11 protein-coding genes are annotated in these 11,872 nt (G+C 70.0%); 3 read left to right on the top strand and 8 right to left on the bottom strand.

Annotated elements, in window-relative coordinates; all coding sequences use genetic code 11:
* The 8 genes from VF825_RS10460 to VF825_RS10495 all read right to left on the bottom strand — a co-directional run.
* On the bottom strand, positions 1 to 1,174 hold a 1,174-nt coding region (locus VF825_RS10460), incomplete at its 3' end, for an NAD-dependent succinate-semialdehyde dehydrogenase (RefSeq protein ID WP_331112938.1).
* Positions 1,175 to 1,256: 82 nt separating this feature from the next.
* Positions 1,257 to 2,270, bottom strand: a complete 1,014-nt coding sequence (gene speB, locus VF825_RS10465) for an agmatinase (protein WP_331112940.1) — start codon at positions 2,268 to 2,270, stop codon at positions 1,257 to 1,259.
* Positions 2,271 to 2,328: 58 nt separating this feature from the next.
* Entirely contained in the window at positions 2,329 to 3,576 is a 1,248-nt protein-coding gene (locus tag VF825_RS10470) for a saccharopine dehydrogenase family protein (protein ID WP_331112942.1), read from the bottom strand.
* On the bottom strand, positions 3,577 to 4,374 hold the full coding sequence (locus tag VF825_RS10475; RefSeq protein WP_331112944.1) for an ABC transporter permease: 798 nt from the start codon (positions 4,372 to 4,374) through the stop codon (positions 3,577 to 3,579). It abuts the gene before it with no gap.
* A 1-nt stretch (position 4,375) separates the two neighbouring features.
* Positions 4,376 to 5,290, bottom strand: a complete 915-nt coding sequence (locus tag VF825_RS10480; protein WP_331112946.1) for an ABC transporter permease — start codon at positions 5,288 to 5,290, stop codon at positions 4,376 to 4,378.
* Positions 5,290 to 6,432, bottom strand: coding sequence for an ABC transporter ATP-binding protein (locus tag VF825_RS10485; protein WP_331112949.1), 1,143 nt, complete (start codon positions 6,430 to 6,432; stop codon positions 5,290 to 5,292). Before VF825_RS10485 ends, VF825_RS10480 begins: the two co-directional genes overlap by 1 nt.
* Positions 6,433 to 6,437: 5 nt before the next feature.
* Positions 6,438 to 7,661 carry a spermidine/putrescine ABC transporter substrate-binding protein gene (locus tag VF825_RS10490; RefSeq protein WP_331112951.1) on the bottom strand — a complete coding sequence of 408 codons (1,224 nt, stop codon included), beginning with the start codon at positions 7,659 to 7,661 and terminating at the stop codon, positions 6,438 to 6,440.
* Between the two features lie 27 nt (positions 7,662 to 7,688).
* Positions 7,689 to 9,137 carry a gamma-aminobutyraldehyde dehydrogenase gene (locus VF825_RS10495; protein ID WP_331112953.1) on the bottom strand — a complete coding sequence of 483 codons (1,449 nt, stop codon included), beginning with the start codon at positions 9,135 to 9,137 and terminating at the stop codon, positions 7,689 to 7,691.
* 178 nt (positions 9,138 to 9,315) lie between these two features.
* On the opposite strand from VF825_RS10495, the gene VF825_RS10500 reads away from it, so the two are divergent.
* The 3 genes from VF825_RS10500 to VF825_RS10510 all read left to right on the top strand — a co-directional run.
* A complete protein-coding gene (locus VF825_RS10500; RefSeq protein ID WP_331112955.1) occupies positions 9,316 to 9,825 on the top strand; it encodes an Lrp/AsnC family transcriptional regulator in 510 nt (169 codons plus the stop codon).
* Positions 9,822 to 11,258: an aspartate aminotransferase family protein gene (locus VF825_RS10505; RefSeq protein WP_331112957.1), complete on the top strand. Its 1,437-nt coding sequence runs from the start codon at positions 9,822 to 9,824 to the stop codon at positions 11,256 to 11,258. The genes VF825_RS10500 and VF825_RS10505 overlap by 4 nt, the downstream gene beginning before the upstream one ends.
* Positions 11,259 to 11,376: 118 nt before the next feature.
* Positions 11,377 to 11,872 (top strand): FAD-dependent oxidoreductase (locus VF825_RS10510; RefSeq protein ID WP_331112959.1); only part of this gene is annotated, 496 nt, incomplete at its 3' end.

Consider the following 11,872-nt stretch of genomic DNA (forward strand, 5'->3'; position numbering starts at 1 on the left):
TCTCCTCGCGCACCAGCCGGGCGTCCGCCGGCACGTCGGTGAGGACGGTCGGCTGGTAGAAGTAGCCGCGCTCCCCCGTGGCCGCCCCGCCGACGACGACCTTGGCGCCCTTGCCGCGGGCCTCCTCGACCAGCTCGGCGACGCCGTCGCGAGCCTTGCCGTCGATGAGCGGGCCGACGGTCACGCCGTCCTCGGTCCCCCGGCCGACGGTCAGGGCCGACATCTTCGCCGCGAACTTGGTCGCGAACTCCTCGGCGACCGACTCGTGCACGAGGAACCTGTTGGCGGCGGTGCATGCCTCGCCGATGTTGCGCATCTTGGCCAGCATGGCGCCCTCGACGGCCTTGTCGACGTCGGCGTCCTCGAAGACGAGGAACGGCGCGTTGCCGCCGAGCTCCATCGAGACCCGCAGGAGCTGCTCCGCGGACTGCTCGACCAGGCGCTTGCCGACCGGGGTGGAGCCGGTGAAGGTCAGCTTGCGCAGGCGCGGGTCGCGGATCAGCGGCTCCATGACGTCACCGGTGCGGCTGGTGGTGACGACGTTGAGGACGCCGGCGGGGACACCACACTCGGTGAGCAGGTCGGCCAGGGCGAGCATGGTCAGCGGCGTCTGCGAGGCCGGCTTGACGACCATGGTGCAGCCGGCGGCGAGCGCCGGGCCGATCTTGCGGGTGCCCATGGCCAGCGGGAAGTTCCACGGCGTGATCATCAGCGTCGGGCCGACCGGCTGCTTCATCGTCATGAGCCGGGTCGCCCCGTTGGGCGCGGTGGACCAGCGACCGTGGATGCGAACGGCCTCCTCGGAGAACCAGCGGAAGAACTCCGCACCGTAGGTCACCTCGCCGCGCGACTCCGCCAGCGGCTTGCCCATCTCCAGGGTCATGAGCATCGCGAAGTCGTCGGCGCGGGCGGTGATCGCCTCGAACGCCCGGCGCAGGATCTCGCCCCGGTCGCGCGGCGGCGTGGCGGCCCAGTCGGCCTGCGCGGCCACGGCCGCGTCGAGGGCGGCGGTCCCGTCGGCGACGGTGGCATCAGCCACCTCGGTGAGGATCTCGCCCGTTGCGGGGTCCTCGACCTTGATCGTGGCGCCGTCGCTGCTGTCGCGCCACTGCCCGCCGATGAACAGCCCGGTGGGCACGCTGTCGATGAGGGTCTTCTCGGACTCGGTCGCCATGGTGGTCAGCCTCTCAGGAGGGTCAGGGACGGAGGTGGTCAGGTGGTGCGGCTCGGGTATGCCGGGTCCGCGGCCCGCGCGGTCAGCGCCCCTCCAGCAGGGGGCGCCGGGGGTCCCACGTGGTGCCGTCGCGGGCGTCCTGGCGCCGGCGGGCGATGGCCGAGAGGGCCTCGAGCACCACGCGGTTGGCCAGCGCGGCCGTGATGTCGGCGTGGTCGTAGGGCGGACTGACCTCGACCACGTCGATGCCCACGACGGGCAGCTCCAGGCAGATGCGGCGCACCGAGTCCAGCAGCTGGCGCGCCGAGATGCCGCCCGGCTCGGGCGTGCCCGTGCCCGGGGCGTGCCCCGGGTCGCACACGTCGATGTCCACGGACAGGAAGACGCCCTCGCACTCGTCGGTCGCGATACCGAAGGCCTCGGTGAGGCACTCCTCCAGCCCGCGCTGGCCGATCTCGGTCATCTCGTAGGAGCGCATCTTCTGCCCGGCCATCCAGTCCAGCGTCTCCGGCGGAGGCCAGTAGCCGCGCAGCCCGATCTGCAGGAACCGGTCGCCGCGCAAGGCCCCGGACTCGATGAGCCGGCGCATCGGCTGGCCGTGGCCCCACAGCGAGCCGAACTCGATGTCGCCGGTGTCGGCGTGGGCGTCGAAGTGCAGCATCGAGATGCGGCCGTGGCCCAGGACGTTGGCCACGCCCTTGGCGTCGGGGTAGGCGATCGAGTGGTCGCCGCCGAGCACGACCGGGATCTTGCCGGCGCGGGTCACCTTCTCCACCGCCGCCTCGAGCGCGGGCAGCGCCTTCTCGATCTCCCCGGAGTACATCTCCACGTCGCCGGCGTCGACGACCTTGAGGTCGACGAGGCCGTCGGTGCGCAGCGCGAGGCTGGGGCGGGAGCCGTCGTGGGCCAGGTAGTCGGTCATCCGGATCGCCATCGGGCCGAACCGCGTGCCCGGCCGGTGCGAGGTGCCCCCGTCGAACGGCGCGCCGAGGATGACGACCTCCGCGTCGGCGTAGGTCTCGGGGTCGTCCAGGTCGCAGCGGGGCACGCCGAGGAAGGTGATGTCGGGGCCGAACTGGGGGCCGTACCGGGTCATGAACCGATCCTAGGCCTGCCGGGACAACGGGATCCGCGGCGCGGCGCCGCCCGGCCGGTCACCGGTCCTGCTGGCCCCACGGGGAGCCATAGCCCTTGGGCGCGGGCGCCTGCAGGAGGTCGAGGAAGGGCACCGCGTCGAAGGACTCGGGCCCGCGCACGCCGGCGCCGGACCAGGCGCCGGTGGCGAGCAGCTCGAGGGCCACCACGGGGTTGACCGCGGTCTGCCAGACCACGCACTGGGCGCCGTACTCGCGCATCGCCCACTCGTTGTCGACGACGTGGTAGAGGTAGACCTCGCGCGGGCGGCCGTCCGTGCCGGTGCCGGTGACCCACAGGCCGGCACACGTCTTGCCGGTCATGCGTGGGCCGATCGTGGCCGGGTCGGGCAGGCAGGCGGCGACCACTTCGCGGGGCGAGACCTCCACGCCGCCGACGCGCACCGTCTCGGTGCGGTCCAGGCCCAGGGTGTGCAGCGTCTTGAGCACGCCGATGAACTCGTCACCGAGGCCGTACTTGAACGTCACCCGCTTCGCGTCGACCCACCGCGGCATGAGGAGGACCTCCTCGTGCTCGACGTTGACGCACTCCACCGGGCCGATGCCCTCGGGGAAGTCGAACACCTCGGGCTCGGAGAACGGCGGCGTGGTGAACCAGCCGCGGTCCTTCTCCCAGATGACCGGCGGGTTGAGGCACTCCTCGATGGTGGTCCAGATCGAGAAGCTCGGCGCGAAGATCTCCTCGCCGGCCTCGTTGGTCACCGACAGGTTGGCGCCGTCGCGGGTGCCGAGCTCCTCGATCTCGCTGAAGAGGTGGTCGGCGGCATAGCGGGCGAACACGTCCGACAGGCCCGGCTCGACGCCCATGCCGACCAGGGCCAGGCGCCCGGCGTCCTCCCACTGCTGGGCGACGGCGAACTGGGCGTCACCGAGCTTCTCCCCCGACTCCGCGTAGGGCCGCTCGGGGTGCGGGTGGCTCAGGCTCATCGCCATGTCCAGGTAGTCGGCACCGGCCGCGAGTGCCCCCTCGAAGACGGGCATGACGAAGCGCGGGTCGACCGCGTTGAGCACGTGCGTGATGCCGTGCTCGCGGGCCAGCGCCGCGACCGCCTCGCTTCTCGAGGCGTCGACCCGGGCCGCGACGAGCCGGGACTCCCCCTCGCGCCGGGCGGTGGCCGCCGCGACGGTCCCGCGGGCGCGTGCCTCGTCGTAGTCGGCCACGACCATGTGCTCGAAGAAGTCCCGCTCCACGGCGATGCGCGCGACGGCGTCGCCGACCCCGCCGGAGCCGACCACGAGGATCCGCATTCAGGCCACCTTCACTCGGGACCGGCGGGCGCTGACCAGCTGCGCCATGCCGACGATCGCCAGGGAGGCGAGGAACATGACGGTGCCGATGACGTTGATCTGCACCGGGGTGCCGCGCTGGGCGGCGCCCCACACGAACATCGGGAAGGTCACCGACGCGGGGCTCGCGTTGAAGTTGGTGATGATGTAGTCGTCGAAGCTCAGCGAGAACGACAGCAGCGCACCGGCAGCGATGCCCGGCGCCACCAGGGGCAGGGTCACCTTGGTGAACGTCTGGTACTCGTTGGCGAACAGGTCCGCCGCCGCCTGCTCCAGCCGGGGGTCGAGCGAGGCGATGCGCGCCTTGACCGTGACCACCACGAAGGACAGGCAGAACATGATGTGCGCGATGAGGATCGTCGTGCGCCCGGTCGGGATGCCGAGGGCGATGAACAGGGTCAGCAGGCTCGAGCCCATGACCACCTCGGGGGTGGCCATCGGCATGAAGATGAGCAGGTTGGTGCCGGCCCGGCCCTTGAACCGGTAGCGGCCGAGCGCGAATGCCACGGCGGTGCCGAGGATCGTCGCGACGATCGAGGCGATGAGCCCGATCTGCAGGCTCAGCCCCAGGGCCGGGCACATGCCCGGCGCCCCGCAGGGGTTGGTCCACGCGTCCAGCGAGAACTGTGTCCACTGGTAGTTGTAGCGCCCGTTCGGCTTGTTGAAGGAGAACAGGATGACGACCATGTTGGGCAGCAGCATGTAGAAGAGCACCAGGAACGCCACGATGGCGAGCAGGTGCCGACGGATCCACGCCATCTCAGACCAGCTCCTCCGTGCCGCTGCGCCGCACGTAGAGCGCGACCAGCACGACGATCGTCAGCATGAGCAGGAAGGAGAGCGCCGCCGCCGTCGGGTAGTCCAGGACCTGCAGGAACTGCCCGTCGATGACCTGCCCGATCATCACCGTCTGGGTGCTGCCCAGCAGCCGGGAGTTGATGTAGTCACCGGCGGCGGGGATGAAGGTCAGCAGGGTGCCGGCCACCACGCCCGGCAGCGACAGGGGCCAGATGACCCGGCGGAAGGCCTGCACCGGCGAGGCGTAGAGGTCCCCTGCGGCCTCGACCAGGCGCGCGTCGAGACGCTCGAGGTTGGCGTAGAGCGGCAGGATCATGAAGGGCAGGAAGTTGTAGGTCAGCCCGCAGATGACCGCGAACGGCGAGGCCATGAGCTGGTTGGTCTGGGTCAGGTTCAGGAGCTGCAGCAGGTCGGTGAAGTGGATCTTGCGCGCGACCGTGCTGACGATCCCGTCGTTGTTGAGGATGATCTGCCAGGCCAGGGTGCGGATCAGGAAGCTGGTGAAGAACGGCGCGATGACCGCCACCAGCAGCAGGTTCTTCCACTTCCCGGCGCGCTGGGCCATGAAGTAGGCCAGCGGGTAGCCGGCCAGCAGCGCCAGCACCGTGGCCGACCCGGCGTAGATGAGCGAGCGCAGGAACTGCGGCCAGTACAGCGACAGTGCGTCGGTGTAGGTCTGCCAGTTCCACGTCAGCGTGTAGCCGGTGTCCACCGAGCCGGTCTGCAGCGACTGGCTGGCCAGGGAGAGGGTGGGCAGGACGAAGAAGATGACCAGCCAGAGCAGCCCGGGCACCAGCAGCAGGTAGGGCGTCCACCGTCCGCGGCGAGCCGGCTTGTGGTGCTCGCTCGCCGCGGCCAGGGCGCCGATCTCGGCCACTACGCCGCCCCGGTGTCGTCGGCCTGGTCCTGGGCGCCGGCGTGGGCGTCCTGCCGGGAGTCCAGGGCGAAGCTGTGCTCGGGGGCCCAGGCGAGGGTGACCGACGTGCCCACGGAGGCACGCGGCATACCGTCGTTCTGCTGGACGACCGCGAGCTCCTGCCCCCAGGGGAGCCGGACCAGGTAGTTGGTGGCGAGGCCGGTGAACGAGGCGTCGGTGACCGTGCCGGTCAGGGTGTTGAGGCCGTCCTCCACCCGGGACCCGTCGCCGTTGACCAGGCGCAGCTTCTCGGGGCGCACGCCCAGCCACATGGTCTGGACGCCCTCGACCAGGCGCGGGGTGGGCAGCCGCAGCTTGGTCCCGTGCACGTCGAGGTCGGCCAGCTCGCCGGGCGTGCCGACCACCTCTGCCCTGAGCAGGTTGGACTGGCCGAGGAAGTTCGCGACGAACGTCGTGGCCGGGTTCTCGTAGAGGACGCCGGGGTCGCCGACCTGCTCGAGGCGCCCGGCGTTCATCACCGCGATGGTGTCGGCCATGGTCATGGCCTCCTCCTGGTCGTGGGTGACGTGCACGAAGGTGATCCCGACCTCGGACTGGATGCGCTTGAGCTCGATCTGCATCTGCCGGCGCAGCTTGAGGTCGAGCGCCCCGAGGGGCTCGTCGAGCAGCAGCACGTCCGGCCGGTTGACGATCGCCCGGGCCAGGGCGACGCGCTGCTGCATGCCACCGGAGAGCTGCGCCGGCTTCTTCTTGGCGATGTGCGCCAGCTGCACCAGCTCGAGGGCCTCCATCGCCTTGGCCTTGTAGTCCTTGACCCCGCGGCGACGCAGGCCGAACGTGACGTTGTCCAGGATGCTCAGGTGCGGGAAAAGCGCGTAGCTCTGGAACACCGTGTTGACGTTGCGCTGGTAGGCCTTGGTGTCGGTGATGTCGCGCTCACCGATGAGGATGCGTCCCACGGTGGGCTGCTCCAGGCCGGCCACCATCCGCAGGGTGGTCGTCTTGCCGCAGCCGGACGGGCCGAGCAGGGCGAAGAACGACCCCTGGGGGATGACCAGGCTGAGGTTGTCGACCGCAGTGAAGCTCTCGTAGCGCTTGGTGACGTCGATGAGGCGCAGGTCGCCTGCGGATTCGGTAGCCATCGTGGTCAGCCGGAGATCAGCGCCTGGAACTTCTTGTTGTACTTGGTCTCCGTGGCCGGGTCGAGACCCTTGAAGACCTGGGAGTGGGAGAGCACGTCAGCGCTGGGGAAGATGAGCGGGTTCTGCGCGACCGACGGGTCCTGCTTCACGAGGAACTCCTTGGCCCCCTTCACCGGGGCGATGTAGTTGACGTAGTCCACGACCATGGCCATGACCTTGGGGTCGTAGTAGTAGTTGATGAGCCGCTCGGCGTTCTTCTTGTGCTGCGCGAGGGCGGGGATGACGAAGTTGTCCGACCACAGGGTGTAGCCGGTCGAGGGCAGGGCGTAGCCGAGGTTGGGGTTGTCGGCCTTGAGCTGGACGACGTCACCGGTCCACGCAAAGCACGCTGCGGTGTCACCGGCGGCCAGCGGCTTGGTGTAGTCGTTGCCGGTGAAACCCTTGATCTGACCGGCGTCCTTGGCCTTCTGCAGCTCGGCGATCGCGGCGTCGAAGTCGGCGTCGGTGAAGCTCGCCAGCTTCTTGCCCATGGCCATGAGCACCAGGCCGACGGTGTCGCGCATCTCGGTCAGCAACGTGACCTTGCCCTTGAGCGCCGGGTCGGTGAGCAGCTGGTCGACCGACTCGACCTTCTTGCCGGCGGTCGCCTTGGGGTTCCACGCGATGCCGGCGAAGCCGCTCTGCCAGGGCAGGGTGTAGAGGCGGCCCGGGTCCCAGGGCACGTTGCTCAGGGAGGCCTCGACGTTGCCGTGGTTGGGGATGTTGGTCAGGTCGAGCTTCTGGGCGTAGCCGAGGCGGATCAGCCGGGAGGCCATCCAGTCGGTGCTGACCCACACGTCACGACCGGTGTCCTTGCCGGCGGCCAGCAGCGGCCGCACCTTGGCGTAGAACTCGTCGTTGTCGTTGTAGTCCTCGGTGTAGTTGACCTTGATGCCGGTCTGCTTGGTGAAGGCGTCGATCGAGGGGTGCGTCTGGTTCTTGTCGTTGACGTCGATGTACTCCGGCCAGTTCGACCAGTTGACGACCTTGTCCGTGTCGGACAGGTCGGTTGGCGCGGCCTTGGCGGTCGGGGTGCCGCCCCCGGCCGCGGTGCGTCCCTTCGAGCCACAGGCGGCCAGGGCCGCGACGGCGGCGATGCCCGCCGCGCTGCTCATCAGGGTCCGGCGAGAGACCAACCCGCGGGCGAGTGCGGCCGTCAGCTCGGGTGGGAGGGGGTTCTGCTCGTTCATGCCGGTGCTCCTTCAGGTGCTGACGAGTCAGGCGTCGATGTTGGCCATGACGTGCTTGATGCGGGTGTAGTCCTCGAAGCCGTACATCGACAGATCCTTGCCGTAGCCGCTGTGCTTGAACCCCCCATGCGGCATTTCGGCGACGATCGGGATGTGCGTGTTGATCCACACGCAGCCGAAGTCGAGGCGCTTGCTCATGCGCATGGCCCGGCCGAAGTCCTTGGTCCACACGCTGCTGGCCAGGCCGTAGCGCACGCCGTTGGCCCACTCCAGGGCCTTGGCCTCGTCGGTGAAGCGCTGGGCGGTGATGACCGGGCCGAAGATCTCCTTCTGGATCACCTCGTCGTCCTGCTGCAGCCCCGAGACCACGGTCGGCTCGAGGAAGTAGCCGTCACCCAGGCCGCTGGCGCGCTTGCCGCCGGCGGCGATCATGGCGTGGTCGGGCAGGCGGTGCAGGAAGCCCTCGACGTTGGCCAGCTGGGTCGCGTTGTTGACCGGGCCGAACAGCGCGTCCTCGTCGTCGGGCAGGCCGACCTTGGCGTTGTTCTTCGCGTAGTCGGCCAGGGCCGCGACGAACTCGTCGTGGATGCCGCCCTCGACGAGCACCCGGGTGGCCGCCGTGCAGTCCTGGCCGGCGTTGAAGTAGCCGGCCGTGGCGATGGCCTCGACCGCGGACTCGATGTCGGCGTCGTCGAAGACGACCACCGGCGCCTTGCCGCCCAGCTCGAGGTGGACCCGCTTGACGTCGCGCGAGGCGCTCTCGGCGACCTGCATGCCCGCACGCACCGACCCGGTGATGGCGACCATCGCGGGAGTGGGGTGCTCGACCAGCGCGCGGCCGGTCTCACGGTCGCCCATGACGACGTTGAGCACGCCAGGCGGGAAGAACTCCGCGGCGATCTCGGCCATCAGCAGGGTGGTCTCGGGGGTGGTGTCGCTCGGCTTGAGGACGACGGTGTTGCCGGCGGCCAGCGCGGGGCCGATCTTCCAGACCGCCATCATCATGGGGTAGTTCCACGGGGTCACCTGGCCGATGACGCCGATCGGCTCACGGCGGATCCACGAGGTGTGGCCCTTCATGTACTCCCCCGCCGCCTTGCCCTCCAGCACCCGGGCCGCGCCCGCGAAGAAGCGCAGCTGGTCGACCATCGGCGGGATCTCCTCGCTCGCGGTCAGGGCGTGCGGCTTGCCGGTGTTCTCCGACTCGAGCCGGACGAGCTCGTCGCCGCGCTTCTCGATCGCGTCCGCGAACCGGCTCATCGCCAGCTGCCGCTCGCTGGGCGTGGTGTCCCCCCACACCTCGAACGCCTTGGCCGCAGCGGCGTAGGCCCGGTCGATGTCCGCCGCACCCGACACCGGGGCCTGCGCCACCACCTGGGCGGTCACCGGGTTGATGATGTTGGACGTGGAGACCGTCTCTGCGTCGACGTACTCGCCGTTGACGAAGTTGCGCAGGACACGAGGGCTGGAAGTCACGAAAGCGCTCCTGGTCGGTGCGGATACCGGTGTGTCGCACTGTAACCACAATCCGGCCGATTCCAACAGGGTCAGGCGGCTGAAGTTAACGAATCCGTAGCAATCCGCCGAGGCCACCGACGGATTCCGTAGGACACCGACTTGCCAAACCACACGGCATACCGCCACGATCTAGGGCGTGAGCTCTCCTCGCAGGTCAGCGCCGCCCCCGGGGCGGCCGGCCGACCGACGCGCCAACGGCGGCGGGCTCGATGATGTCGCGAAGGCGATCATCGAGCACCTGCAGGAGGACGGACGGCAGTCCTACGCCACCATCGCCAAGTCGGTGGGTCTCTCGGAGGCGGCGGTCCGGCAGCGGGTACAGCGCCTGCTCGACGCGGAGGTCATGCAGATCGTCGCGGTCACCGACCCGCTCCAGGTGGGCTTCCGCCGGCAGGCGATGATCGGGATCCGCGTCGACGGCGACATGTCCCACGTGGCCGACGCCCTCTCGGCGATGCCGGAGGTCTCCTACGTCGTCACCACCGCCGGCAGCTTCGACCTGCTCGCCGAGGTCGTGTGCGAGGACGACGACGAGCTGCTCGACCTGCTCAGCCGTCGCATCCGCACGCTGTCCGGGGTGCAGAGCACCGAGACGTTCGTCTATCTCAAACTCAACAAACAGCACTACAACTGGGGTACCAGATGACCGAAGTCACTCCCGTCTACGAACCGTCCTCCGACCTGCGGACGCCCAGCGGCACGCTCTACTCGGAGGCGGCGCGGGACCACCTGTGGATGCACTTCACGCGCCACTCGACCTTCGAGGACCGCAGCGAGGGCGGGGCGGGTCACTCCGTGCCGATCATCGCCCGCGGCGAGGGCGCCTACATCTGGGACGACCGGGGCAAGCGCTACCTCGACGGCCTCGCCGGCCTCTTCGTCGTCCAGGTCGGCCACGGTCGCGCCGAGCTCGCGGAGGCCGCGGCCAGGCAGGCCCGCGAGCTGGCCTTCTTCCCGCTGTGGTCCTACGCCCACCCGCGTGCGATCGAGCTCGCCGAGCGGCTGACCCAGCACACCCCCGGCGACCTCAACCGCGTCTTCTTCACCACCGGCGGCGGCGAGGCCGTCGAGACCGCCTGGAAGCTGGCCAAGCAGTACTACAAGCTCGTCGGCAAGCCGACCAAGCACAAGGTGATCAGCCGCAACGTCGCCTACCACGGCACCCCGCAGGGCGCGCTGTCGATCACCGGCATCCCTGCGGCCAAGGAGATGTTCGAGCCGCTGGTCCCCGGGGCGTTCAAGGTGCCCAACACCAACCAGTACCGCGCGCCCGAGCACCTGCGTGATGACAACAAGGCCTTCGGGCGCTGGGCCGCCGACCGCATCGCCGAGGCGATCGAGTTCGAGGGCCCTGACACCGTCGCGGCGGTGTTCCTCGAGCCGGTGCAGAACTCCGGTGGCTGCTTCCCGCCGCCGGAGGGCTACTTCGAGCGGGTCCGCGAGATCTGCGACGAGTACGACGTGCTGCTGGTCTCCGACGAGACGATCTGCGCCTTCGGCCGGATCGGCGACATGTTCGCCTGCAACGACTTCGGCTACACCCCCGACATCATCACCTGCGCCAAGGGCATGACCTCGGGCTACTCCCCCATCGGCGCGATGATCGCCAGCGACCGGCTGTTCGAGCCGTTCAAGCAGGGGACGAACTACTTCCCCCACGGCTACACCTTCGGCGGCCACCCGGTCTCGGCGGCGGTGGCGATGGAGAACCTCGACATCTTCGAGCGCGAGGGCCTCAACGCCCACGTGCACGAGAACGCTCCGAAGTTCCGCGCCTCCCTGGAGAAGCTGCTCGACCTGCCGCTGGTCGGCGACGTCCGCGGCGAGGGCTACTTCTACGGGATCGAGCTGGTCAAGGACAAGGCCACGCGCGAGACCTTCGACGACGCCGAGTCCGAGCGGCTGCTGCGCGGCTTCCTGTCCAAGGCGCTGTTCGACGCCGGCCTCTACTGCCGCGCCGACGACCGCGGGGACCCCGTGATCCAGCTGGCCCCGCCGCTGATCATCGGGCAGACCGAGTTCGACGAGATCGAGCAGCGGCTCCGCGGCGTCCTCACCGAGGCGGAGAAGCACCTCTGACCCCTCGGATGACAGACCAGGAACGGCCCGGGTCCGGCTTCCCCTGCGACGGATCCGGGCCGTTTCGCTTCCCGGGCGCCCGGCACCTCCCAGCGCGGGTGCGGCCCAGGGTGGGGCCATGACGCTCGCGCCGCTGTGGTGGGACGGGCTCGACGCGCGGCGCACCCGCCCCGCCCTAACCGGCGACGAGGTCGTCGACGTCTGCATCGTCGGCGCGGGCTACACCGGGCTGTGGACCGCCTGGTACCTGCTCGAGGCCGACCCCTCCCTGTCGGTCCTGGTGCTGGAGGCCGAGCACGTCGGCTTCGGCGCGAGCGGACGCAACGGCGGCTGGTGCTCGGCGCTCTACCCGGTCGGCCCGGCCACCCTGGCTGCCGAGCACGGCGAGCAGGCCGCCCGGGACCAGCACGCCGCCCTGCGCGAGAGCGTCGACGAGGTCGGCCGGGTGGCGGCCGCGGAAGGCATCGACTGCCACTACCGCAAGGGCGGGACCCTGGTCGTCGCTCGGGGCCGGGCCCAGGCCGTCCGGGCCCGCGCCGAGGTCGAGGAGTCGGCGCGCTGGGGCACCGGCGCCACCTGGCTCGGCCCGGACGAGGCGCGCGAGCGCCTGGCCG

The organism is Oryzihumus sp., from assembly GCF_036391795.1.
GTDB lineage: Bacteria > Actinomycetota > Actinomycetes > Actinomycetales > Dermatophilaceae > Oryzihumus.

What these genes read in the sequence shown, in the direction of transcription:
- speB (WP_331112940.1), bottom strand. Translation starts at nt 2,270, where the DNA reads ATGACCCGGTACGGCCCCCAGTTCGGCCCCGACATCACCTTCCTCGGC.
- VF825_RS10470 (WP_331112942.1), bottom strand. Translation starts at nt 3,576, where the DNA reads ATGCGGATCCTCGTGGTCGGCTCCGGCGGGGTCGGCGACGCCGTCGCG.
- VF825_RS10475 (WP_331112944.1), bottom strand. Translation starts at nt 4,374, where the DNA reads ATGGCGTGGATCCGTCGGCACCTGCTCGCCATCGTGGCGTTCCTGGTG.
- VF825_RS10485 (WP_331112949.1), bottom strand. Translation starts at nt 6,432, where the DNA reads ATGGCTACCGAATCCGCAGGCGACCTGCGCCTCATCGACGTCACCAAG.
- VF825_RS10490 (WP_331112951.1), bottom strand. Translation starts at nt 7,661, where the DNA reads ATGAACGAGCAGAACCCCCTCCCACCCGAGCTGACGGCCGCACTCGCC.
- VF825_RS10505 (WP_331112957.1), top strand. Translation starts at nt 9,822, where the DNA reads ATGACCGAAGTCACTCCCGTCTACGAACCGTCCTCCGACCTGCGGACG.